18 protein-coding genes are annotated in these 26474 nt (G+C 41.8%); 1 reads left to right on the top strand and 17 read right to left on the bottom strand.

The genetic code is table 11. The features are described from left to right. Positions 1-30: 30 nt before the first annotated feature. On the top strand, positions 31-1194 hold the full coding sequence (locus AM500_RS02380; RefSeq protein WP_053597765.1) for a glycosyltransferase: 1164 nt from the start codon (positions 31-33) through the stop codon (positions 1192-1194). Between the two features lie 14 nt (positions 1195-1208). Here AM500_RS02380 and AM500_RS02375 read toward each other — a convergent pair whose 3' ends face one another. From AM500_RS02375 to AM500_RS02295, 17 genes are all read right to left on the bottom strand, one after another. Further along, positions 1209-3293, bottom strand: a complete 2085-nt coding sequence (locus AM500_RS02375; RefSeq protein WP_156319727.1) for an LTA synthase family protein — start codon at positions 3291-3293, stop codon at positions 1209-1211. Continuing rightward, on the bottom strand, positions 3283-4590 hold the full coding sequence (locus AM500_RS02370) for an O-antigen ligase family protein (RefSeq protein ID WP_053597763.1): 1308 nt from the start codon (positions 4588-4590) through the stop codon (positions 3283-3285). The genes AM500_RS02375 and AM500_RS02370 overlap by 11 nt, the downstream gene beginning before the upstream one ends. Positions 4591-4724: 134 nt before the next feature. After that, positions 4725-5540: a teichoic acids export ABC transporter ATP-binding subunit TagH gene (gene tagH / locus AM500_RS02365; protein WP_053597762.1), complete on the bottom strand. Its 816-nt coding sequence runs from the start codon at positions 5538-5540 to the stop codon at positions 4725-4727. Positions 5541-5554: 14 nt separating this feature from the next. Further along, the gene (locus AM500_RS02360; RefSeq protein WP_053597761.1) at positions 5555-6361 is read right to left on the bottom strand and encodes an ABC transporter permease; all 807 of its coding nucleotides are present in this window, start codon (positions 6359-6361) and stop codon (positions 5555-5557) included. 119 nt (positions 6362-6480) lie between these two features. Continuing rightward, positions 6481-7671: a CDP-glycerol glycerophosphotransferase family protein gene (locus AM500_RS02355; protein ID WP_053597760.1), complete on the bottom strand. Its 1191-nt coding sequence runs from the start codon at positions 7669-7671 to the stop codon at positions 6481-6483. Positions 7672-7677: 6 nt separating this feature from the next. Next, complete coding sequence (tagD, locus tag AM500_RS02350) at positions 7678-8064, bottom strand: glycerol-3-phosphate cytidylyltransferase (protein WP_043934433.1); 387 nt, start codon at positions 8062-8064, stop codon at positions 7678-7680. Positions 8065-8384: 320 nt separating this feature from the next. Continuing rightward, positions 8385-10664, bottom strand: coding sequence for a bifunctional glycosyltransferase/CDP-glycerol:glycerophosphate glycerophosphotransferase (locus AM500_RS02345; RefSeq protein ID WP_053597759.1), 2280 nt, complete (start codon positions 10662-10664; stop codon positions 8385-8387). Between the two features lie 26 nt (positions 10665-10690). Continuing rightward, positions 10691-11908 carry a CDP-glycerol glycerophosphotransferase family protein gene (locus AM500_RS02340; RefSeq protein WP_231688092.1) on the bottom strand — a complete coding sequence of 406 codons (1218 nt, stop codon included), beginning with the start codon at positions 11906-11908 and terminating at the stop codon, positions 10691-10693. 61 nt (positions 11909-11969) lie between these two features. Then, positions 11970-13154: a CDP-glycerol glycerophosphotransferase family protein gene (locus tag AM500_RS02335; RefSeq protein WP_053597758.1), complete on the bottom strand. Its 1185-nt coding sequence runs from the start codon at positions 13152-13154 to the stop codon at positions 11970-11972. Positions 13155-13186: 32 nt separating this feature from the next. Further along, positions 13187-14212 carry a ribitol-5-phosphate dehydrogenase gene (locus AM500_RS02330; RefSeq protein WP_043929974.1) on the bottom strand — a complete coding sequence of 342 codons (1026 nt, stop codon included), beginning with the start codon at positions 14210-14212 and terminating at the stop codon, positions 13187-13189. Next, positions 14209-14922, bottom strand: a complete 714-nt coding sequence (locus tag AM500_RS02325) for an IspD/TarI family cytidylyltransferase (protein ID WP_043929976.1) — start codon at positions 14920-14922, stop codon at positions 14209-14211. The genes AM500_RS02330 and AM500_RS02325 overlap by 4 nt, the downstream gene beginning before the upstream one ends. Before the next feature lie 417 nt (positions 14923-15339). Next, on the bottom strand, positions 15340-17901 hold the full coding sequence (locus AM500_RS02320) for a PA14 domain-containing protein (RefSeq protein ID WP_053597757.1): 2562 nt from the start codon (positions 17899-17901) through the stop codon (positions 15340-15342). 448 nt (positions 17902-18349) lie between these two features. Beyond that, a complete protein-coding gene (locus tag AM500_RS02315; RefSeq protein ID WP_053597756.1) occupies positions 18350-20506 on the bottom strand; it encodes an LTA synthase family protein in 2157 nt (718 codons plus the stop codon). A 301-nt stretch (positions 20507-20807) separates the two neighbouring features. Beyond that, positions 20808-22001 (bottom strand): DHHW family protein, encoded by a 1194-nt coding sequence (locus AM500_RS02310; protein WP_082347103.1) that lies wholly within the window; start codon positions 21999-22001, stop codon positions 20808-20810. A gap of 26 nt (positions 22002-22027) precedes the next feature. Next, positions 22028-23449: an MBOAT family O-acyltransferase gene (locus AM500_RS02305; protein ID WP_053597754.1), complete on the bottom strand. Its 1422-nt coding sequence runs from the start codon at positions 23447-23449 to the stop codon at positions 22028-22030. A gap of 242 nt (positions 23450-23691) precedes the next feature. Further along, entirely contained in the window at positions 23692-24903 is a 1212-nt protein-coding gene (locus tag AM500_RS02300; protein ID WP_053597753.1) for an N-acetylmuramoyl-L-alanine amidase family protein, read from the bottom strand. Between the two features lie 193 nt (positions 24904-25096). Beyond that, complete coding sequence (locus AM500_RS02295) at positions 25097-26359, bottom strand: serine hydrolase (RefSeq protein ID WP_053597752.1); 1263 nt, start codon at positions 26357-26359, stop codon at positions 25097-25099. Positions 26360-26474 lie beyond the last annotated feature (115 nt).

Raw genomic sequence — 26474 nt, 5'->3', positions numbered from 1 at the left:
ATCTTTTAAAAAAGACAGGAGCCCAGGTTTATGGATGAGATACTTGTTTCGCTTACCGCAGGAGATTGGGATGGCATCAAACACAGGCCGCATCATTTTATGAGGCGGGCTGCACAATCAGGCAGGACAGTTCTATACGTCGAGCCTCCCGTGTCTTTATTGGGACCATTGAAAAACAAAGCATCCATTGCCACGTGGAAACGGTGGAGACAGGGGCTGTCAAAAAAAGAGGATAATCTATATGTACTCGCGCCTCCGCCCATCCTCCCATTTGGCTATAAATATAGGTGGATTAACAAACTAAACCAACGGTTGCTCGCCTTGTCCTTAAAAAACAACATTAAAAAGATTGGCGGCCAGCCAAGCCTATATACCTTTCTTCCCTCTGCCGCAGACATGCTGGCATTGATCCCCTTCAGAGCTGTTTATTACGACTGTGTCGATGACCATGGAGCGTTTAAGGGATTGATTGATCCGAAGGTGGTGGCGGAGCTGGAAATCGAGCTTTTAACCAGATCAAATGTCTGCTTTGCAACCGCAAAGCAGCTGCGTGACGACAGAGCCAGCCTTAATCCAGACATCCACCTGGTTCCAAATGGCGCTGAATACGAGCATTTTGCAAAGATTCAGGACGTTGATTTACCAGTGCCTGAAGATGTACTTTCTATAAAAAATCCGATTGCCGGATTTATTGGTGGAATCAGTGAATGGATTGATTTGGATTTAATCTATCAAATCGCACTTCAGCTTCCGGAAGTATCATTTGTGATGATTGGGCCAGTTGATACAGATATTTCTATATTTACTAATTTGGATAACGTTCATTTTCTTGGCCCAAAGCCTTATTCTTCACTTCCGGTCTATATCCATGCTTTCTCAGTCTGCCTTATTCCTTTTAAGTTGACGAAGCTTACCAAAAGCGTCAATCCAATCAAGATGTATGAATATTTATCCGCGGGCAAGCCGGTTATTTCTACACCGCTCCCCGAGGTACTCAGCTATGATGGAATCGTCCAGATTGCGGATGGCCATGCAGAAACAGTCCGTATTTTGAAGGAAATCGTTGGTAACCTTGAATATCACCATTCTGAGGAAAAGGTATTGCCCAGACAAGCGACTGGCAAAGAGAACTCCTGGGATGCCCGCTGGAAGGTCATTGAGCAGCTTTTAAAAACAACGCGAGAAACCGGCTAATAGGGTTAGCCGGTTTATTCCACCTTAACCCGTTTACTGCTTTCAGAGAGCATCGTTCCCTCGCTATCGATAATTTTCAGCTGAACATTGAACTCTTTGCCCGGATTATCGGATAGCGCATATAAGGTGGTTTGATCTGCATAAACAGACCTAAGCTTTTCTCCATCAACAAAAACCTCTGTACTGCTCGTAAAATTCTTTCCGATAAGCTTGATGGCTTCCTTGCCTTGGTAGGAACTCCGCACCGCTCTTACAATCTCGGGTTCACCGTAGCCAAGACGGTACTTCTTACTTGGATTAATCTTCATGCCGCTATGTCTTATACCTTGCTTATTCCCATATAACAGGTCATATTGAAGCGACTCATACATCTTCCGTTCTTTCCCCTTGACCGGTGATTGCCTTGAAAACTTCTCGGGTAAAAGAAGCGCCTTGCCCCCGTTCAACTGCTCTGCCAGAAAATCAGTCACATAGTTTCCTTTCAAACCAATCGAGTTGAGCAGATAAGGGGCAAGGAAAGAGCTCCCCAGGTTCAGTGTCTCCGTTTTGAATGGCTCTGTGGACCATATGAGAAGCGGGGTCTGGTACGTTTTCATATATTCACGATAACCCTCGCGTCCGTTCAGATAGGCTGCCTCCTTATAGACCTTGTAGTCTTCTCCCAGCAGCGGCAAATGGTCACCGAAAAACACCACTACGGACGGCTCACCCAGATTTTGGAGTGCCTCAGTCAGCCTTCCGAGCTGCTTGTCGGCTTCCACCAGGTTGTCCGCGTAAAATTCAAGAATATTTTCGGATTCAGGCGAAAAAGATTTCCCTTCCTCCTTTAGTGAGGCTTCCATCGTTGCATAAAACTTCTTGGCGTCTGTACGGTATGGACCGTGATTTTGCATGGTCACTGCAAATATGAAGTTAGGTTTCTCGCGTTCCTTTACCTGTCTCAGAATTTCATTCATCAGCTCGTCATCCCGGTAATACATCATATCCTTTACAGGCTTTGAAAAAAACTCAAGACTAACAAACCGGTCAAAGCCAAGCAAACGATAAACTTCATCGCGGTTATAATACCAGTTGTGGTACATATGCAGCGCTGTTGTTTCATAGCCAGCGTCCCTCAACGTGTGAGGCAATGCCGGCACAGGCTCTTTTATGAGATTTTTATAAGGAATGCTTCCAGGAGGCAAGAACTGAGTTGACAGGCTCGTCAGCACCTCGAATTCAGTATTGGCAGTGGATCCGCCAAATACAGGAACGTGGAGAGTACCTGAAGGATGAAGCCTGGATAGTCTATGGAAGTTTGGTAATGGGTCCTTATTGAATGTGATAGTTTCCATTATCGCAGGATCCCAAAAGGCTTCACTCATAATCATGATGATATTGGGTTTTGACTTGGGCTCATGCTCATTTCCTTTCCTGGTAACAAGCCTTTCAATTTGTTCCTCATAACCCTCAGGTGCCTCGGGATGGCTTCCCAGGTTACTTGCCAGCCCTGCTAAAATTCCGATTTTCATATAGCGTTCCTTCAGGCCGATAGCTTCTCCGCCAGAATAAAATGATGCCTGGCTGAATATAAGGAAGGTCATTATAGCAAAGAGAATCGCCGACCCTGCCGGAACATATAAATAAACTGTCGTGTATGGTGTATTTTTCACCTTTTTTACTATCACAAAGGCTAAACCAAATAGTAAAAAGATGAGAAGGATTACTAGACCGATTACCGCAACTGGCAAATCCATAAAAACAGCAGCCATTTTCCCTGCCTCAGCTGCCATCGCCAGATCATATGGAACAAGCGGATCGCCTCTAAGTTTTTCCTTATAGAAGCCAATTAACGCAATAGCGGATAAGATTGTAATAGATAAAATGGCAGCGACGATAAAGCCCTTATTATTGGCAAAAAATAGTATGCCGAAATAAGATAACATCCAAATTCCCACGGCCATTACACTAATTGGGTAACCACTGATCCATTCTATAACCATTCCTGGTCCACCCCGATAAATTGACTCTGTTACAAACAAAGCCAATGCAGAAGAAAGACTTATGTATAATAGCTGGCGGATTATAATCGGATTTCGCTTCACCATGTTACGGCGCACTCTCCTTCCTCCCAGGGATTGCCTCTTTTGTAAAACTGGCCAGGAGGATTGCCAGGTAGATGCTGACTCCTGGAGCCGTCAGTACATGGCCGGCGGTGTAAGCTATCCCAAAGCCAAGCACAACTCCCACTGCCTTCATGATGGTTTGAATCTTTATACTATCCCATCTAATACTGCTCTTAACCATCCATCCACATGCAATTCCAACCAGTGCTAGATAGAGGGAAAAACCAATCAAACCTAATGAAAAAAACAAATCATGAAAATCCATTTCGACCAACTTCGGCTCCTCTGTATAGTTGCCCGCATATCCCATTCCGAACAGCTTCTGGTTGAGCGGGGCTTGATGAAGGAGATTTGCCTGATTCTTCAGATATTTTTCGCGTCCGCTGTAAACAAGATTATCCACTTGTGCTTGAGAGACTTTCGTTTCCACTTCCATTTGCGTCTGTTTGTCCATTCCAAGCCATTCCATATGAATTTTGACATTTTGAACTACTGGCGCGTGCGGAGTATAAAGCGCCGAACCAACCAGCAGGAATATGAGGACGCATAAAGGAACAATCGCCTTTCGTTTCTCTCTGCTTCTTAAAAGTATTAATCCTGTTGAGAGTATTCCGGCTGATAGTGTAATGATAATAGCTCCGAGCCCAACTTTTGTTCCAAGCGCAAACAGACTATATAGGACAGCTAAAACAGCCGGCCACCAAGCAAATCCTCTATTTAGTGCAAAAAGCAGGACTACCGGGAATCCAATCGCAAGGAGGGCAGCAATTTCATTGCCCGCATAGAACCAGCCGGTATGCCCCGCCTTTCCTCCTTCATAACTTGGGTAAGCACTACCTGACATTCCAGCCAAAATCATTATGAATCCCGTTAGTGCAATCGAAACAGCTATATACTTTTCAGCAGTTCCGGCTAACGTATCATCTGATAGGAATAGTTGACGATAAGCGAACAATGATAGGGGGAAATAGAGAATTTTGAGAGTATACGATATTTCAGCAGGGAATGAAAAGACCGGTTTTAGAGAGGCATTTTCCGTAATTTGGACTGCTAAAATGGCAGTCAAGGCTAAGAGAAGTACCTTTGTGAACCTGGTTGGCCTGTTTTTAGGCGCGAAAAACAAATAAAAGAGGGCAAGCAAGAGAAATGCGGTGCGGGCGAGGATACCAATTGTAAACATAGGATAGGAATATCGGATTGCAAGGGAAGTAAGCAAATCAAGGAAAGGCTGGCAAAGTATAAATAGTAAAAACAACCTTTCAATCCAATCGGTATAAAACCTGGCTCTCATCCTGGCTGCCTCCTTCCTGGCAAGTAGTACTATATGATTTAGTTTTTGCCAAAACCATAAGATTCAACCCGGCTCTCTTCCAGATATGCACTTTAAAAGCAAAAAAATAAAAGCTGGCAGCTGCCAGCTTTTGTTTACGTTAGTTTAGTTGTAGGTTCAATCATCCTGCTTTGTTTTTCGATAACCTTTTCCTTCCAGGCTTTTTGCTGTTGAGGGGTCATCTCTTTGAATTCCTTTAGGAATTTTTCATACTTTGGAACAATCTCAGCAACGGGACCAAAGGCTTTAATTTCTCCATACTCAAGCCACATAGCTTTCTCGCAAAACTCTTTCACCTGCCACATGGAGTGGCTGACAAAAAATATAGTTTTACCTTTTTCCTTGAATTCAAACATTTTGTTTTTAGATTTTTGAGCAAAAGACTGATCCCCAACAGACAAAGCTTCGTCAATAACAAGAATGTCTGGGTTGACGGTAACAGAGATTGCGAATCCAAGCCTGGACTTCATCCCGCTAGAGTATTTTTTTACAGGCTGATCAATGAATTTACCAATATCGGCAAACTCGATAATATCCGGCTCCATCTCCTGAATTTCCTTCTTGGTGAAGCCAAGCATCAAGCATTTCAGCTCAATATTTTCACGGCCTGTCAGGTTGTTATTAAGGCCAGAAGCAATGGCTATTAAAGATGTCTGACCGACGGTTTTAACAGACCCATGGGTAGGAGGGATTACGCCGGCAATGATATTCGAGAGCGTTGATTTACCTGATCCGTTTACACCGATTAAAGCAATTGTATCACCCTTCTGGGCAGAGAACGTTATATCCTGGAGTGCATAGAAGTCCTCGCCATAGCCGCCTGGCAACAGTACATCCAGGAGCTTGTCCGATGTCTTCTTATGCATTTTATATTTCTTATATACATTTTCAATTAAAACTGTTTGGCTCAATGGAAGACCTCCATTTATAGATAATCGACAAAATGGTTCCTGAATTTCACATGGAGCGAAGAACCAATAATGAACAAGACCAACACGACGCCCCAGAAATACAGGCCAAGCTCGGGATTCTCAACAATGTACCAGGATGTACCCAGCATCGATGCCCTGTAGCCTTCAACAATATAATAAAGTGGATTAATCATCATAATATCCATAATCCAGCCGTCCTCTTCCTTTGGCCACCATAGTAATGGTGTCAAATACAGAAGCATCCTAACAATCGATGTAACAATCATTTGGACGTCCCGGACAATCGTTGCGAGCGTCGATGTAATTAGCGATACAGCGATAAGCAGCATTAAGGTTGCAAACATAAAATACGGCAATTGAATAAAGAAAAGCGAAAAATGCCCGCCAACAATTTCAAGGCCAATCGTTATGATAGCAACCAATATTAAATGAGGATAAAACTTTGACATGATAACATAGGTTGGAATAACACTCATCGGGAAACTCATTTTTGAAATAAAGTTAATTCTTGTGTAAATCGATTTCGATCCTTCAAGAAGTGACTGGTTAACAAAAAACCACACAGACATTCCCGATAAAAGCCAGTAGACGAAAGGAGTTTCCCCCACATTTGCCCCGCTTCGAATTCCATAACCAAATACGAACCAGTAAATCAAAAGCTGGATTGCAGGGTTTATGATTTCCCAAGCCATGCCAAGGTAATTATTATTATTGGTTGCCTTTAACTCGAACAATGACAAACGTCTTACTAAATAAAAGCTGTTGATTTGTTCCTTGATAACAGTAAAGAACGACTTCATATAATAACCTTCCTTATAAACCAATTAACAACCATTTTTCATTATACCTTACATTCCCCAGAGGATGAACAATAAAAACACAGACCCGGGAATTTGGGTCCCCGGGCCAGCTGGATTTATTAAAGGGCACGCCTTTGCTCCCTAATGGATTCAGCTTCCTTGCCGAACATGTAGCCGACAAGCTGCGCACTTGCGTTCCCCCGTGAATATTTATTCCATTTTGCGGCATACTTCTCAAGTAATCCATAATCGAAAGCATCCTTCTTAATCAATTCAATAATGGATTCCGTTTCTCGGACAATCGGACCGGGAAACTCATCAATGGCAATCCCCCTGTCCCGCTTGTATTCATCAAGGTCGTAGGCAAAGAAAATCATCGGCCTTTTCAAAAGCGAGAATTCATAAGGAATTGAAGAGTAGTCAGAGATCAGGATATCAGCAAGCGAAAGCAGTTCATTTATATTGTATTCAGCAGATGAATAGTCATATACAAAGCCGGGAAACATAGAAGCATAATCTGTATCGTTCTTAACTGCAGGATGGAGACGGAGAGCCAATACATGGTCCCTGCCAAGTTCTAGTTCCATCTTTTCAATATCCAGCTGAAGCTTAAATTGATCCAGCTCCGCATCCCTATAAGTAGGAGCATAAAGAATGACTTTCTTTTCAGCAAGTGCTGGATTTTGTGAAATTAACTGCTGCTTGTTTTTACGAATTTCCTGTTCGTTAAAAAAGAAATCTGTACGCGGAATGCCTGTACGCAGAATTCTGCTGTCATCAAGTCCAAATGCATGGCCAAAAATAGTTGCCATTACATCCGAGCCGACTATTACCTTATCAAAACAGTCATAAACATCCCTAAAACGCTTCTGGGCAGCTTTCGTTCTTGTGGAAACAGACTTATCTTCAAGGCCAAACTTCTTAATCGCTCCAGTCGCATGCCAAAGCTGTATGCACTCAACCTCGTCACGGAAGTCAACCGCAGCCAGGAAGCCAAAGTAGTTATCAACAATAACCCTTTTTGAAGTCGCCACATGATAGATTGATTGAATAAGATGAAGAAAGTTACCAGATTCAAAAGGAATCACTTTTGCAGATTCATAGTCTTTGAATAAATCAAAACTCTTTCCCTTACATAAAAAAACCGCGTCAAAGGGTATATCCTGACGAAGCATCTCTTCATAAACATATTGGGTATTATCGCCAAACGAAACAATAAATGTAGCTTTATCCTTTAAAGGAAGCATATTAAACAATGTAAAAATAAGCCTAATAATAAACAAATAGGCAGTTATCGCAAATTCTCTCATCAGTATCTACCTCTTTAGGTCCGACTTGATTTTCGTGGTTGAAACTCCTGTGGTCCGCGGCAGATAAACAACTTCACAATATTCTTTCAAAAAATCAAAATGCCCTTTCCAATCATCGCCCATCACAAAGAGATCTACCTGATGTTCAAGAACATCAGTGATTTTCTGTTCCCAGTTCTCTTCGGGAATGACTTCATCTACATACCGGATTGCTTCAAGAATTTCTTTCCGGTCTTCGTAAGAATGATACGCTTCTTTATGCTTAATCAAGTTGAACTCGTCTGTCGACAAGCCAACGATCAGGTAATCACCGAGGGCTTTTGCCCTTTTCAATATATTGATATGACCTGTATGAAGCAGGTCGAACGTTCCATATGTTAAAACCTTCTTCAACATGATCATCTCCTGAAAACTAAACAGACAGGTAAAACTGCCCTTAATCCATTATATTACTCGAACGCTTGTTTTTCAAACCTATGTAGTTTCCACACAAGGCAAAATCAGGTACTCCGGTCCATTTATGTCATAGGTCAATTAGGGATATTGTTCTGTATCAGAACCGCTGGCTGAATTCCCTCTAAAAAGGTATACCTTATAGAAAGAGTCCTGGCAGCTGGTCCAGGACTCAAACTTCTACTCAACGAGGCATCAGGATCATTGATGATACCCTCAGCGAACCAAGATTACTACTTGAAAGCCGTAAAAACAAATTGTTATAGCTTTATCAATGTCTCAACAAAGCGTTTTGCCGCCTGGCCATCCCGGTGGTCAAAAAATCGCTCAGCAAATGCTCTGACTTTCTCCATATCGAAATCACCAGACTTAATTAAACGAATGATTTCATCGGTGTTTGACGTAATCGGCCCTGGAACAAAGTCTTCATACTCATAGTAGAAGCCTCTTTCTTCCAAATAGTTTTCAAGGTCATAAGCAAAGAAAATCATCGGGCGTTCCAATAGCGCAAATTCGAAGACAAGAGACGAATAATCACTGATTAGCACATCTGTCATGATCATAACTTCACTGATATCATGCTGGCTCATATTAACGACAAATTCCTTTGCCTCGCTTGGAACCTTTACATTTTTCGTTACGGATGGATGCATTTTAAGGACGAGCACATATTCATCACCGAGTTCTTTCGCCATATCAGCAAGCTCCAATTCCAAATGGAAGTTTGCTCTTTTCCCAGGGCCTCCGCGGAAAGTTGGCGCATAGGTTATCACTTTCTTGCCGCGCAGGTTTTCGTACATACCATAATATTTATTACGAATATATTGCTTGGCATCTTCATTGAAGAAAATATCCGTCCTGGGAAGCCCTAATGGATATATATTTTTTTCAGGCATTTTGAATGCCTCTGCATACAACGGAACAATTTCCTGGCACGTTACGACGGCTTTCGTATAGGAGCGATGTGCCTGGTTCTCAAACTCAACGGTATTGCTATCCGCATAGCCAATGGAACTGTGGCCGAATTTTTTAAAAGCACCGGCGGCATGCCATGTCTGTATCACTTCAGTCCGCTTTGGAAGCTTCAGTTTATATAAATGGCGATAGTAATCATCAAGAATCACGTACTTCGAAGTTGCCATATCGTAATACATCCTGCAGAAATCTTTGAAGTTTTTCTTCTTCTTCAAATATCCCTTTATTTCATAATCAGGCCGCAGGTCAATCAGCTGTTTATAAATTTCCTGAAAAGAATCCGACATTGCTGGAAATTTATTTGTAGCAAAGGTAATCTTCTTTTGCTGCGGCAGAAAACCTGACAACGGAAGGACAATCCTTCTGGCAGTTGCCATTCTTGCCAGCGTATAGTATTTCTTCATTTTCCGTTTAAAAAGGAAGTAATTTATCGGTGTAAGGCTTTTGCGTTTAGCAGCCTTCTTCGTTACATTAAAGATTTTCTTTCTACTGGATATATCAAGAACATGAATTGCAGTTGGATCCATAAGCGAGAAGGCAGTAATTAACCACTGCAAATAAATATCCTTGGCCTTTTCGCAGACTTTATCAAATCGCTCGGCAATCTCATAGGTCATGACCCGATGGAGAATCGGTATGCCATTGAACACATAGCGGTCCATTTCCTTAACCCATTCAAGCAGCATGCTGAAGGTTTTAACTTGAACATCGCATTCCTTGCTGTCAATCGCACAGCGGATGGCTGGCCATATGTCCGCCTGGGCAATACGCATGTAATAGCTTGTTTTAATGGCATTTCTCGATACTTTGTTTTGAATATACTTATCCCATAGCTGGTCCGAAAGCTTCAGGCTTTTAAAAATATCAGACAAGACCGCTACAGAGTCAACCTTGACAATCTGTGAGAGCGAAATATTTGTTTCGGTCTCCCTCTGCCTGTAGTTATAGATAATTTTATCGACCGTATACATCTTTTTCGCCCGTAGGTATGCTTCAATAACAAATGGCTGATCCTCAGTGACCTTTATATCAAGCGGGAATCGGATATCCTGGACAATTGAGCGCCGATACAGTTTATTGCATGGCCCAAGCGAATAAAGAAGCTCAGGATTTGAAATCAGCGCTTTTTCACCCGGACGGTAAACACCATTGTTCAAGTGGCTGGCTATGTACCAGCTTTCCTTACTGTTAAAGCTCAAGGAAGCACCGGTAACTACATCTGCCCCCTCCTCAATTGCGGCTTCGTACATGGTTTCAAGAGCATCCTCAGGAAGGATGTCATCAGAATCGACGAAGCTGATAAATTCTCCACGCGCATGATCCAGGCCATTATTCCTTGCCGCACCCGGGCCTGAATTTTCCTGGCGGATGAAAACGACATTGCTGTACTTTTTAGCATATTCTTCAATGATTTCCGGGCTGCTATCCGTTGAGCCGTCGTCAACCATGATAATTTCAATTTCCTTGCACGTCTGATTTACGAGCGAATCCAATGTTTCCCGTAAATATTCCTCGACATTGTATACAGGGGTGATGACGCTCACTTTTATTTCTGGAAAATTCATTGATATTACTCCTCTGTTACATTAATCTAGTTCTGTTTACAGTTGCTTACAATCAGTTGATTCACTACTCGCTCACTTGATTTCCCGTCCAAATCATCATAAAAATAATGGACAAAGGAGTCCAGCCGTTCTTCTTCAAAACGCTCTTCACCAATGACTTGGATTAACTCATCATCAGACCTTGCCAGAGGTCCTGGAATGAAGGAAAAATAATTATAATAAAAATCCCTTTCGGCAATATACTCTTCGACATCCGGCGCAAAAAACACCATCGGTTTACCAAGAAGGGCAAATTCAAAGCATACGGATGAATAATCAGTAACCAGTATATCAGTTATGAACAAAAGGTCATTGATTTCACGGTAGGATGAGAAATCAAAGTAAAAATCGCTATATTTATCAGGTATTTCCCAATATTCTTTTACAAATGGATGCATTTTAAGCAAGAATACATACTCATCCCCCAAGGCTCTGTAAAGCTTGTCCAAATCAAGCACATCTGTTGGGTAATATGCAGTTTGCTGCCCTGGACCTCGGAATGTTGGTGCAAACATAATGACTTTCTTATTTTTCAGAAAAGGATATTTTTCATAAAGAGCCTGTCTTACTTTTTCTTTATGGATTTCATCAAAGAAAATATCTGTTCTTGGAATTCCTGTGGCAATCACTTTATCCTCACTTATTCCAAATCCTTCTGCATAATGCTTTGCCACGTTTTTCGAGCTGACAATTGCCTTTGTATAATTCCGATGGTTCAAGGAGTTGGGGCTCGGCCCTCCAGGCAGGCCGGTACGGCTGTAACCAAATGTTTTAAAGGCGCCTACAGCATGCCAAAGCTGGATTAGTTCTGCCCCGTCTCTAATCTTCAAAGGGTAAACCATCGGGTAAAAGTCATCAAGCAAAATAAACTTTGATGTCGCTAGATTGTAAGCTAGTGATATGATTTCCCCTACGGATTTCCTGGCACCTGTGCCCGGTTTCAGCATAAATCGGTATTTGAACTGCGGTTGGGTCTCAAGCAGCTGTTTATAAACAAATTCAAAGTTCCCACTCAAATCGGTACGGCTGTCGGAAGCAAAAATAACCTTTTTAGAATCCAGCGGCAGAAAGCACAATAGTTTATATAAAAGCCGAAATCCCTTTGTGTAAAAAAGGCGATACAAAATCGATCCCCTGTTTCTACTAATTGAATTGTAAACAGCAGAGACTTTCAGCTTAAGTTTCCCAGTCAGATTAATTGCCATACTAAAATTCCTTTTCATAAGTATATTGATTAAACGTAAAAAAGGGAATTTAACAATCCCCTTAGTCTGAAGAACCAAAGCTATCCTGTTCAATAAGATGCCTTACAATCCGGCTGCTCGATTTCCCATCATGGTAATCGAAGAATCGGTCACGGAAGCCAATGACTTTTCCCAGATCAAATTCCCCAGCTTTTATCCATTGGGAGAGAGGCTTGGTTGCCGTGTAAAATGGCCCAGGTATAAAGCTTTCAAATTCATAATAAAAATCTCGTTCTGCTTTATAGTCTTCCAAATCGCCCGCAATAAATGCAATCGGCCGGCACAATAGACTATAGTCAAAAATAACCGATGAATAATCAGTAATTAGGATATCCGAGAGTACAAGAAGCTCTTCAATCGTGAATTCGCCCTGAATATGGCAGACGAACCCCTCACATTTACCCTGTGTTTCCACATTGCCCCTCATATATGGATGAAGGTGAACAATCAGCGCATACCCATCCCCAAGTTCCTCCTGCATTTCACTAAAGTCGAGAGGAAGCTTAAACTGGTCCTGATAATGGCTTTTCCCGCGGAAGGTAGGCGCATAAAGCATTAGTTTTTTTCCCATCAAGGAGGGATACCTTTCAAAGAAGCGGCTTGTTAATTCTTTGTGGATTTTGTCCTTGAAGAAGTAATCTGTCCTCGGAACGCCAAGGGGAAAGATATCTTTCTCATTCATATCAAAGGCTTCGGCGTAATGAGGAACAACCTCAGCGGAGCTGACGTACACCTTTGTATAATTTGAGTGGATTTTCAAATGCTTTAGGTATGAAGCACTCGGCCCGAACGATTTATCAATCGTACTCAGGCCGAATTTTTTAAATGCCCCAGCTGCATGCCACAGTTGGACGATATCCGTACCGGATCTAGGCTTGATGGCGTACACGGGAAAATAATAGTCATCAATAATGAAGAACCGGGATGTTGCAAGATGGTAACTGGCTTTCATCATATGCAAAAGATAACTGGCCTTTCCAAGCTTTGTTGTACTTAGCTTTTTAAAAAGAAAAGCAGCTTCATATTCTGGATACTTGTCCCTAAATTCCTGATGGATGCAGGCAAGATTCCCCTTTAGTTCGGTATCCCTATAGGATGCAAATGTCACTTTTTTTTCCTTGATCTTAAATAGGGCACTAAATAACAAAAAGGATAGCCTAACCAGCCACTTTACAAGTATTGTGGGCAAATATCTTAAACTTCGCATGCTTCTGCCTGCCTTTCAACCTCTGCCAAACCTTAAATCTTCCACTCCATAACTGTCTTTCCCCAGGAGGTAGTTAAATCCTTTTCAAACGCTTCAATAATATCCTGAATAGTCCTGACTTCATGGACAGACCCAATCAGAGTTGCAAGGTACTCAACCGCCTCGGGATTGTCCCTCATGAAATCGACCGTCCTTTGAAAATCATCCCTGCCGCTCCGGCTGCTTCCAATGACAGTAAGCCCTTTTTCAAGAATCATCCGGGTGTTAATCTCAACCGGATATTCAGAAACGCCAAGAATGGAGATAGATCCTTCAGGATGGATATAATCAATAATTTGGTTAATTGCATATTGGCTGCCTATACCGCCAGCACATTCGAATGCATGGTCAACCCTGACATCATCCGGAATCTCGTTAATTTGATAAGCTTCATCCACGAAAGAAAAGTGGTTCAGCTTGTAGTCCGTTTTTCCAAAAATGTATACCTTGCTTTCCGGGTAGGTCTTTTTAAGGATCAAGGCAGTAATATAACCAAGATTCCCATCTCCCCACACACCAAAAACATCTCTTCGGTTATGGGCTCTTTTTTCGAAACGGGACAGGGAATGCATGCTAATCGTAATAAGCTCAATGAAAGCAGCCACACGGGGATCCAAATCTTCTGGCAGGGTAACAATCCGGTCGCGTTTCATGAATACATAATCCTGCATGAAACCATCATAGCCGCTTGAGCGGAATTTGCTGGTCCGCAAGTAGTTTTCACCAATGATTTCATCCTGCTCCATAGGTGTATTCGGAACAAGGACAACAGGTGTACCTGGCTTATACTCGCCTTTCGGATCAAAGACAATCTTTCCGATTCCCTCATGGATAAGCGCCATTGGCAGTTTCTTTGCCATCGCTTCCTTGCCCCTTGAACCTGTATAATAGCGCTGGTCCGCAGCACAGATAGAAAGGTAAGTCGGACGGACAACAATCCGGTCGGACTGCAGTGAGCGGTCCTTATATGTCACTTCGAATTGGCGCGGAGAAACTAATCGATATACTTGATTGATCATTTTTCAATCCGCTCCTGTAAAATAGCATTTGCTACTTTCAAATCGAACGGAGTAGTCACTTTGATGTTGAATACTTCGCCCTTGACCAATTTAACCTTCTCACCTTTAAGCGCGCAGATTTTAGCGGCGTCAGTCAGAATTTCCTTCTGTTCTTTAGACAGGGAATTGTAATGGTTGACGAGCATTTTGATATTGAAGCTTTGTGGGGTCTGGCCCTGGTACATTTCATCCCGGACAGGAATTTCAGTAATCGTTTCACGGTCTTCTGACCTGATGATTGTATCAATCGCCTCAATTACTGTATCGACTGCACCATACTCAAGTGCGGCATCAATATTTTCCTCAATGATTCTATGTGTCAGGAATGGACGGACAGAGTCATGAGTAATGATTACATCATCATCATTAAGTCCAAATGTCTTTTCGATATAGCGGATTCCGCTCATAATTGATTCATTACGGTCACTGCCGCCTTCCACAACCACAATATGGTCTGTCGGGCCAATATGTTTTTTGATAATATCCTTTGTATGGTTGATCCACTCTTTAGGTGAAACAACAATAATCTTGTCGAACCGATCATTCAACATGAATTTTTCAATTGTGTGGATGATAATCGGCGTATTTTTCAATGTTAGAAATTGCTTAGGCATATTAATATTGCCCATGCGGGTCCCTTTTCCGCCCGCGAGGATTTCTGCATAGATCACAGTCTTAACCTCTCTTCTTGTCCAGTTTTATGGATCTTCCGTTAATTAAGCAAAAAATAAATAGGACCTGCATCCTTATTAGACAGTCTTTGACATAAAAACTCATTTAAACTATACACCCTTTTACCCCCTTTTTCAAGAAATGGACAGGAGGCGCAAAGCTTTCACAATTCATCCACTTATAGCTTTAACAGCTTTTCTTTTGAAAACACGAGATATTTCCCATTGATGAAAATGTCCTAGAATATACTTCGTAAGGGTGAGCGTTTTTTTGCCTGTACCGATCCTAGTGGCTAGTCAAGCTAATACAAATGAGGCTTCCATCGCAGACACAGCAGGCTTTGCCAATTTTTTCAGTGATGTCTATTTAAACAGAAAACGCATGACAGGTTTTCCTGCCATGCGTGTTTTCCGTGCTTATTTGTAACTAGGGATATCAAAGATAAGCGAGTAGCTATCGAGCATTTGGTAAATATTATAGATATTCGGCGTTTGCTTTACAGCCCAGCCAATATCGGTCGCATATTGATGATACCCCGGCCTTGCCGGATTAAATTTCATTTTGTATAACGTATCCTGGCCGCGATGGATGTATGACTCAGCAACAAACTGAGCGCCGCCGATAATTGCCTTATCTACAGTTGTCCAGCCTTCATTGTAAGCCTTTTTAGCACCGCAGTTGAGTGCACAGCTGTCATATGCACCGATTCCATACATATTATAGACAATCGCATCATACTTTGTTGCAGACCTGTCCAAGACAACTATTTCCGTATTGCCGCTGCCGTCTTTAACGACATTCCCATTCGCATCACGTTTCACATTCACTTTAACTCCCGTTCCCAAATGCGATGTTCCATTACCAGTTTCGTGAAGAGCGTGGGCAATCAAATAAATTTCATTGATGTTATACGAACGCCCTGCCTGAAGAAAGACCGATGCCTTGGCGGTAAGAACGCCTTTGCTGGCAAGAACCTTCTGATTCACTTCATTCGGATCAGATTCCGCTGGCTGGGAAAGTTTGATAAACTGATAGCTTTGCCTGCTCTCAAGAGGGAACGTATTCGGATTCAAATAATACGAAATATCTTCAGGGCTTGGATTAACCCATGACCTGTTGTAATTAATTTTATACCAGATATACCCATCCGTAAGCTTAGCTGTCTTTGAAAGGATCGAAACTCTTTCTTTGTCATTCAGCTTTCCAAGAACCCAACCGTCGATTGGCTTTCCGCCACGCACATTCCAGCCAACACCGTTTACGATGCCTGTATTCGGAGTAGCGGTATCTACTGTTAATGCATCACTCCGTACATACGCATCATATTTCTTATCGGTCTGGGAATAATTCATTTGGATGGCTACAGCTTCAGCCAGTGTATTGGGATAGCTTGTATAAGTAAACGATTTGCCAATCAGGACTTCTTTTAAATCCAAATTCAAAGTCGCGCTCCACTTCCGGTCATAGTACTCAACCTTAATCGTATGAAGCCCTTTTGATAGTGTTAAGTCATGACTGATTGTATTGACTCCATCCTTCCACACATCAACCTGCTTGATGCCATCGACATAGATCCGGGCGCCATCATCTGCTTTTCCAGTGAGTCGGTACTTCCCGGCTTTTTCTATATTGATTTGTTTTTCAAAGATTCCAGAAAATCCATCAACTGGTATGCTTGAATGAGGTGAGCCAGCACCCCAGCTAAGATTTAAATCGGCATATGCCAGATTTACCGGTGTTCCAGTAAGCCCAGCTGTTGGATAGATTTGGGCCCTCCAAAAATCTTCAATCAAATCAAGGCGCAGTGTTGCACTCCATTTTCGGTCGTAATATTCAACCCTGATTTTATGACTGCCTTCAGCAAGGGTAATCGATTCATTGATTTGGCTTACCCCGTCTTTCCATTCATTGACCTTTAGAACACCATCCACATATATCTTCATTCCGTCATCCGCTGTACCGATAATTTTATAATTACCTGTTTCATCTACAGTGACTGTTTTTTCAAATACCGCTGAAAAATTGTCAGCCGGAATTGCGGGATCAGGCGAACCGCCGCCCCATGAAAAGTTTAAGTCCTGATAAGAGGTCTGAACAGGAGTTCCTGTAAGGTCAGCTGTTGGATAAAAGGACGCGCTCCAATGGCCAGCTGGCACTTCAGGTACAGGAACAGGAGTAATATCCTCCAACCCAAGCTTCAGGGTCGCACTCCATTTCTTGTCATAGTACTCAACAAGTATTGTATGGGTCCCAGCCTCAAGCGATAGTTCCTTTTCAAATGGATTGACGCCATCCTGCCAAAGGTCCACTTCCTTTTTGCCATCAACATAAACACGAATCCCGTCATCCGCTTTTCCAGAAAGCTTAAATTTCTTTGGCTTATCAAGGACAAGCTGTTTGGCATAAACAGCCGTGAAGTTATCAGTAGGAATCCCTTCAGCCGGCGAATTGCCTCCCCATGAGAAATCCAACTCATTCACAGTAGCCGTTACCGGTATCCCGGTAAAATTCAAGGAAGGATAGTACGTTGCTTTCCAGGTATCTTCCTGCAGCTGCTCATCAGCTTTTGCCAGGTCCACCTTCAGCGTAGCACTCCACTTCTTATCGTAATAGCCGATCGTCACAACATGGGTGCCCTGGGTAAGATAGACATTGGTACTGAAGTTATGAACGCCATCCGTCCACTTATTCAATCTATTTTTACCGTTCACATAAATGCGGATCCCATCGTCTGCTGTTCCGCTAAACGTATATAGACCAGGTTCACTTATTGTGACCCGTTTTGATATTTTTGCAGAAAAGGAATCTTTAGGAATACCAGCAACGGGAGAATTGCCTCCCCATGAAAAATTCACATCGCTATAGGTCTTCACAATCGGCGTTCCTTGATAATTAAGCTGAGGGTAAAAGGAAGCCTTCCAATTTTCTTCTGCGGCATGCGCTTTGCCCTCTGGGAATATAAAGAAAAGCGCGATCAATAATACGAGAGGAATTAGGGGTCTATTTAATTGTCGGATTTTAATGGTAAACTCTCCTCCTTTATTATCTTTCGTCTATTATTATCCTAAATTTCCACATAAAAGTTAATAGTTTTCTACAAAAATGCTCAATTATACCTAGTTTACCCGATAGAAATATAGGGAAAAATAATATGTTTTGTAGAATCTTAGGGGTAAAAGAGTGTAGCCAGAGAGAGGATTGATTGGTTTGAAGACAGCTTTTTAATAGAAGACAGCGCTAAATAAGTGTGACTTCAGCTTCACAAAGGGAATCTTCCATGAATAATCATCGCAGGGACAGGCGTTCTTTGCCTGTCGCGAGGCGCTTCAATCTCTTCCGTTAAAAAACAACATTTTTTATAAAATAGCCAGAAGAAAACCAAAAAAGAGGCCACCCCTAATCTTCCGGGATAGCCTCAATTACTCATTATTTATTTTTCAACGAAAAATTCTTCGTTGCCCGGAGGTTATTTCCAAGAGAATCCTCTACTATGAAGCGATAGGTTTTATCAGGATCAACATCTTCTTTTTTAACAAAGAATATTGCCACTCCTGTCCCTCCGTCTTCCCACTCTGTCTCGATTTCCTTGCTACTCTCCTCTACCAGGTTAGAGTACTTAGGCGCGCCTTTTACGACTACTTTATATTTACCGCCAGTTTCCTCCATGCTTACAAGCTTCATGGTTTTGTAGAGGCCGAGATAGTAATCCTTAGAAGGAGAGTCAATAAGGCCGTCTATCGCGTTATTGCTATACCTTTTTCCATGCAGCAAGTCGTACTGGAGCATACGCAAATCTTTCATTTCCTTCGTTTGCTGGCCCATTTGCTTTTGCCACTTACTATATGGGATCACCGAGTCACCGACCGATCTCATTTTATCCAGAATCGCAGTGACAGTATTCCCCTGTACCCCAGCCATATCAAGGGCAATTGCGCCGAATTGATTCGGTGTTAGATCAAGCTCGGAAGGCTTATTCTCTTCGGAATTCCAGATGAAATATGGGACTTTGTGGGAGGCCATAAAATCCTCATAATCTCCCAAAATATTATGGGCGACTTTTGTTCCTGCATTCCCGTAGACACGGTAGTTACTCTCAAATGCTGGGTAATGATCCCCAAAGAATACGAGAATCGTTGGTTCATTTCGTTTTTCCAAATCCTCTATCAATTGGCCCAGCTTCTTGTCCACGTTATGGATACGCTCTGTGTAATTATTGAGATATTGCCTGGTTTCTTCAGGAAGGAGACCTTTTTTCAAAAATTTGGAGTCCGGGATCTTTGGGTAAGGCTGGTGAGCTTCAATAGAAACAACATGAAGGAAATCCCGCTCTTCTGTGTAATCAAGCGTCTCAAGAATCGTTTTCATCGTTTGAGTGTCCTCTGGATAACCATGCCCTGTTCCCATCTCATGCTCCAGATCCATGAATTCTCCTGGAACAAACCTGTTGAAGCCAAGATTTTTATACACTGGCCGTCGCTGGTAGTACCAGTTGTAAAACGAATGGATAGCCGTAGTTTCGTATCCCGCTTCGCGGAATAAATAGGCAACCGACGGAAGCGGCTTCTTGACATAAAGCTGGTATGCAACTGTATTATCAGGCATAAACTGCCTGCTCAAGCCAGTGAGTGCCTCGAATTCGACATTGGCGGTACCTCCGCCGAATTCAGGAGAGTACATCGTGCCATGCATGGATTCGCTGAAAAGCTTTCTAAAGTTTGGAATCGGATCTTCCGTAAAATATTGTTTTCCAAAACTATAAGGATCAATAAATGCTTCGCTCATTAAAAAGATCACATTTGGCTTTTCACCTTTTGCCGCCGGAACAGAAGGCTTGTATTTGGCACCAATTTTTCCTATCGTCTGCTCGGAATAGCCTTTTGGCGGGTTAATCTTGTTTTGCTTGGCCAACAGGACAAAGTTCCCATATAACCCATTGCGCATCGTGCCAAGCTCCTGCCTCCACCATGTATTCTGAAATTGTACCATTTTCATAGGTGAAACAGGTTTCTCGGCAATGAAGATATACAGGAAGGCAACCGAGACAAGGAAAACCGCAGCTTTCAATACCCAGAATTCCTTATACCGAGGAACCAGGAACACAATGGCCACAATTACGGCAACTAGCCCGACAATGGCTCCAATAATTGCGACCAGGTTAAGTTCAATTGGATTTTCAAGGCCCTGGAGCTCCTTTATTAATGTTAAATCACTAAAAGCAATAGGTGCATTTCTAATTTCCAATTTCACTTTATTCGCTATTGCAAAAACTAGCAGAATACTGCTTACAAATAAACTCGATATCATAAACCACTTACGCGGCAATATATAAAAGATATTAAATAAGGCGATAAGAAGAATTGCGTTTAGGGCAAACCTTTTGGTAAACTCCTTTGCCCAATCGAGAAAAGGCATTTCAAGTGCTCCTCTGACAATTACCTCACTCGCAATAAGAGTCAGAACTGGCAGTCCCACCATAAAAAAAACAGTTAACAGGGCTACAGCAAGCCTTTTTATATCGACTGAAAATCGGGCTTTTTGGTCAGGCTGCTCTATATTCATTTGCTCTTTAGCCAAAGACTCCATGGACAAACGCTAACCCCTCATTTCTGATAATTTAATAGAGTAGATTTAAAAATCCATTCCTTAGTATATCACGGCTCAACTGGGAATTTTAGTATTTTTTCAACTTTTTCTTAATTTACCAATCCTACTATTTACCCGGGGGATTTTTACATATAAACAAAAAAAATCGGGTTTTAGCCCGATAGTGATTCAAATATTAAAGAACCTGCTTTAGAGGTTCAAAAAAATGAGGGAATACTACTAAAATGCTGCCCCGAAAAGCGTTATTAAACAACTTCTCCAGGCAGCCTAGTTGTACGTATTAGTTGCTCCCACCCAGATTAATGAAGGCCGGGGTTATGACAATTGAATTAATATTATGAACGAAAAGGACCGCATCGATATTATGCTTAAGTGCATACTCTTTAACATCAAGGTTTTTATGCTTTCTTAAATCCAGCAGCCGTGTTTCCTCAAAATTCATAGCCATGAACTGTATCAAAGGATTGGCATAGGAGTCCTTTAGGATTAAAACCTTCAAGCCATTTTTTACATTCGGGTTCTTAATGATTCCTTCTTTTACATCCCCGGACATATAAGTCGTATATCGATTTGTATACGTTTCTTCGTTCTCAAGGACATTCAAATTATATAGACTCTTATTGCAATCCCCACTGTAACAAACGGTCAAAGGCTTTTGTTTGTCTTTCGCTTCCACAATCGTCACTGTGTCAGGCTTCGGTACGTTTACTTTGGTAACCTTCCTGGCCTCAGACCCAAAAAACTTCGATGGATGTTCTTTCCATACAAAGTCATTTGCTTCAAGCGGTTTGCCCACTTCGGGAAAAGCCTGCGACATTTCATTAATAATTTTCTGGTAAGCAATAAGGGCTGCCTTGGGCTTCCAGTGGTGGTCTGAATAAAAATAAAGATTCTCTTCCTCTTCCATTTGGGAGAGGATTTCATCCCTAAAATCAATCGCGCCAACATCAGCAGAAAAGCCTTTTAACAGCCTATCTGAATAGTCATTCGCATGGCTTTCGATGTAGTCAGGCAATTTATCTTCCATTACCGTAGACTTGTTGGGAACAAGAGCAAAATATGTTTTCACGTTCTGTTCCTTAAGTTCACTGGCAAATGTATCAATTTTTTTCTGAATTCCAGGAATAGAGTTCCCCTTGTTGGCAGGGTTTACCGGCGTAATCATATAGCCATCATCGGCGATATAAATATCCCTGATATAATCCTTCTTTAACAACTTCCGGTCCAGCAACGCATTGGCTTCAATCCAATTATTACGAAGCGGAAACTGGTCCGAAAAGTATTTCTCATAGTTTTTAAAGTATTCTCCTGACAAAATCAGTTCAGGATCGGCAACCGGTTTTTCAGCAAGCTTTCTGCTTTCGAGTTGGGAAGAAACATTGTCTGCTCCAAGCAAAGAAAGTATCGCAAATGCAAAGATAAAACCGAAGAATACTACCACAATAAAAACATCTTTTATTTTATAGCGCATCATCGCACCCCTTCCAGGCGAGGTATCGTTTAGAATCGGAAATAAATGAACGGATTAAAGGTTGTTGATACAACGTAAATCACTGAGAGAACAAGAAGAGCCACATAATACGTATTCAATGCCACTGATTTTCCTGCCACTACGGCCTTGTTTCCATATTCAGAAGATAACCAGTCAAGCAGCTTTTTGAATAATGGGGTAGCACCAATTATCGCAATCAACAATATAACTCCGTGTTCGTGACTGTAAAATTCCGCCTTGAGATCCCACATACCAACACCGTTCATGCCAAACATGGCTTTAATATAATCGAAGGCATAGGTGAATGTTTCTGATCGGAAAAATACCCATCCAATTAGAACTATTAATAAAGTATAAATATGCTGTAGGATTGCGGGTATCCTTTTTAAGAATTTCAGCAGGAATGCCTTTTCAATCATGATTAATAACCCATAGTAGACACCCCATGCAATAAAGGTCCAGCTTGCTCCATGCCATAATCCCGTCGCAAACCAGACAATCAGTAAGTTCAGGTAGGTTCTGGCTTCACCTTTGCGATTTCCGCCTAGCGGAATATAAACATAATCTCTGAACCAGCTTCCAAGTGAGATATGCCATCTGCGCCAGAACTCTGTAGCAGATTTCGAGATATACGGATAATTAAAGTTCTCAAGAAAATCAAACCCAAACATTTTCCCTAAACCTATTGCCATATCCGAGTAACCTGAGAAATCAAAGTAGATTTGCAGAGCATACGCAATAATACCAAACCAGGCGAGCCCCATAGACATTTCCGACGGGTTTTGCGCAAAAATTTGATCAGCGATAAGACCGCAGTTGTTTGCAAGAAACATTTTTTTAGCCAAACCAATTAGAAACCGTTTAATTCCTTCTGCAATCTTTTCAATCGTTTCCCGTCTTTCATTGATTTGATCCGCAACTGTCTGGTATCTGACAATCGGCCCGGCAACCAATTGCGGGAATAGAGAAATATAAAGGGCCATATTAATCGGATTTTTTTGAACTTTGCCATCCTTCCGATAAACATCAATCACATAGCTCATAGCTTGAAATGTATAGAAGGATATTCCAATTGGCAACGGGATATCCGGAATATTTATACTTGTTCCAAGAAGCCCATTTAGATTGTCAACGAAAAAATTCGCATACTTGAAAAAGCCAAGTATAGCGAGATTGGCAACGACCATACTGCCAAGGATCCATTTAACCGCAGTCCCGTTTTCCCTTTTCTTATCAACAATTAATGCAAAAAGATAGTTGATTAGTATCGAGATAAGCATGATGATTGTATAGCGAGGTTCTCCCCACGCATAAAAGAACAGGCTTGCAGCAAGCAATATAATGTTCTTTAGTACTCGTGGGCTAATAAAATACAAAATTAGCACAATCGGTAAAAACGCAAATAAGAATATTGATGAACTAAATAACATAATTTTCCCCTTCTTTAAAAAAGGTCTAAAAAAGCCCTACCTACTATTTAAATGGCTTTTGTAGAAATATGTCAAGACTATAGATAATTTGCCGAATCATCTTTTCATTCCATCCGTTCCTAAAAATGGCTTTAAAAACAAAAAAACGCCATCCCTCGAACTGGGATGGCGGCAAAAAAGCTATGCATGAATAACCATCCTTTCGGGATGAAGGAACACACGCAAACAGAAGTACTTGTACTTTATCTATTCAAAAAATAGTTGAACAACCCATCATGTATGCCCTGTACCGCTTTTGTTTGAAAAGTAGACGAAGCGATAGTTTTTTCTTCATACGGATTTGAAATAAAGCCTAGCTCCAGCAGTGCGGAAGGACGCTTGTTTTCACGTAAGACATGGTAGTTTCCGTACTTCGCCCCTAAATTTCTCATTCCTGTCTGTTTGATGATTCCATTCTGGATTGAAGATGCAAGGGACCTTTCTCTTGAATAATAATAATAGTATGTTTCAATCCCAGTGCTAGTTTTTGAGAATGCGTTGTAATGAATACTCAAAAACGCATGTGCAAGATTCAGATTCGAAATGCTGACTCTCTTTGCAAGCGTCAGGTACGTATCTGTTGTCCGGGTATAAACAACTTTCGCACCTGATTTTTGCAGCTTTGGCCCGAGCTGAAGGACCGTTTTTAACGTTAGCATCTTTTCATAATAAATTGCTCCGACTGCTCCGCTATCGTATCCGCCATGGCCTGCATCAAGGACAATCACCTTACCCTTCAGGACTGTAGCAGGATCCCTTAAAAGTGTCGATACTATCCACCCTGTTGTCCCATTTGACTTCTTCACCTGGGTCCAGCCGTTTTTTACGGCGAGTTTATCATAATAGGTGCCAGGAGATTCAGAGGAAATGATGGCATATGATGTGCCAGGCCCTTTCCTCATTGTGGTAGCTGATTTTAAAACCAGCTTTGGGTATGCGGCTGTTTTTGATATATAGGAGGAAGATACCCAGCCGCTTAGTGATTTGGAAGGAACAGTGACTTTCAGCCAACCGCCATCGGTTCCATGAACTGTTACTGCTGTACCACGGGGGATTGCGCCAAGGATGGTAGCAGTAGCACTGGCTGCTTTGCGAACATTTAGGCTGTCAGCAGTCACATAACCCGTCCAGGTTACCGGAGAAAGGTACTGGGATGAAACCCACCCCTTTACGGTACCTGCTGTGATACTTGACCAGCCGTTTTTCTGTTGGAGCACCGTTACAATTTTGCCTGTTGTTAACTTCCCTATGACTGCGTAGGTTGTTCCCGGGCCGGAACGAACATTGAGAGAGCTAGCCGTTACTTTAGCCTGAAAGGAATAGGCAGCTTCAGCTTTATTATGGTCCAGTGACAGAACGAATGAAAAAAGGACTAAGAGGCATACGACAGATTTTACCAGAGATGCAACCTTCACTCATTTCCCACCTTTTGTCTTTTCTTGTATGTTTTTGTAAGAACATAACCACTATAAACCAAAAGTGGAAGTAATAAGAGGGGAAAAAGACCTAAAAAGCCGCTCCCTCGATTGCCAAATTTATGTAATAAATCAAATAAAAGAGGAAGCCACCCTTTTTGATAGCTTCCTCTAATTCCTATTAGATGATCGACTATTGCTGAACCTCGACTGCAAGTTCCTCTTGAATGTAGCCAACCCTTCCACCTAGATCAATAATGTAATAGCCTGATTTAATTCCCGAGGTAAAGACTTCTTGTCCCATGTTCATAATTCCGAGTGGAGCCCCGGATCCTGTGCGATTCAGGACAGTCGCATTTTGGGAAATCTTAATAACTGTTCCTCCCGGGGGCTTGGAGGTGAAATAAATCGATGATATTCCCGGAGACACCGCGGCAGTTGCAAGCCGCCTTTCAATATAGCCTGTTCCTTTGCCATAGGAAATTACATACCATTCTCCCTGAATTGCCTTTACTTTAAAATTTGCTCCCTTCTGTAGAGTGCCAATTGCTTTATCCTTAGATGTCTTGAGGTATACCGTCACAGCTACTTTTGTCCTCATATAACCGGCAGCCTCTTTGGCTTTATGATGCTTATGAATGATAGATGCAATTCCTGCTATTACTTTTTGAGATTTTTCATAGGAAATATTCTTTGTCATAATTGCCAATACATATGGCGTTTTATCATAAACAACTGCTACATCGTTGTATATAAGCGAATTGGGAATCATCCCGACTTTGTGGGCAATCGGAACACCTGGTATTCCTTTTGGAATGGTCGAGTTATATACAGTTTTCCTTAAGTAACCATCAAGCTCTTTTCCAAGAGGGCTTGTTTTTGAAAAAGAGTATAATTTTTTCGCGTATATAATAAGGTCCCTTGGCGATGTTATATTTTGTCCATTCGGGTACGCATACTGAGCACCGAGGCTTTTCATATAAGCTATAAAATTATTCTTTCCAACACGCTCGCGAAGCATGACGAAAGCTATATTATCACTATGCACCATCGACTTCTTCACAAGGTCCCTGACTGTGTACTTTGTCCCAACCTTGTCATACTGGATGACTCCGCTGCCTCCATTGTAGTGATGACTTTTATACGTGAGCTTTTGGTCCAAATTCAACTTCCCTTTGGAAGCAAGCTCCATTACATAGATGGCAAGCGGAAGCTTAATCGTACTTGCGGCCTTTCCAGCTGTAGTATTCCTTAATACATAGTAATCACCTGTTACCAAATCCTGATATTGAAGTGAAATGATGCCTCCAGCTGATTTAATGTAACGATTTAGTTCAGGAGTCAGTTTGTCCAAGAAGTTTTGCCTTGCTGTCAGATAGCCCGCAGCCGATGCGTGACCGGGCAACAGGATTGATACCACCAGGAGCATAACCACCAGGCATTTTACTATTCTCATTTTCCCCATCCTTCTATATGAAACTACTTTGTTTAGATAAATTTTACAGTAATATCCAAATGATAGGAAGAACAATTTATGAGAATTTAAGAAATTAATCTTCTCCCATTTTTCG

It is taken from the genome of Bacillus sp. FJAT-18017, from assembly GCF_001278805.1.
In the GTDB taxonomy this organism is placed as follows: domain Bacteria; phylum Bacillota; class Bacilli; order Bacillales; family Cytobacillaceae; genus Bacillus_D.
Note: the sequence above shows the minus strand (reverse complement) of the source record. Positions and strands in the feature narration are given on the sequence as shown.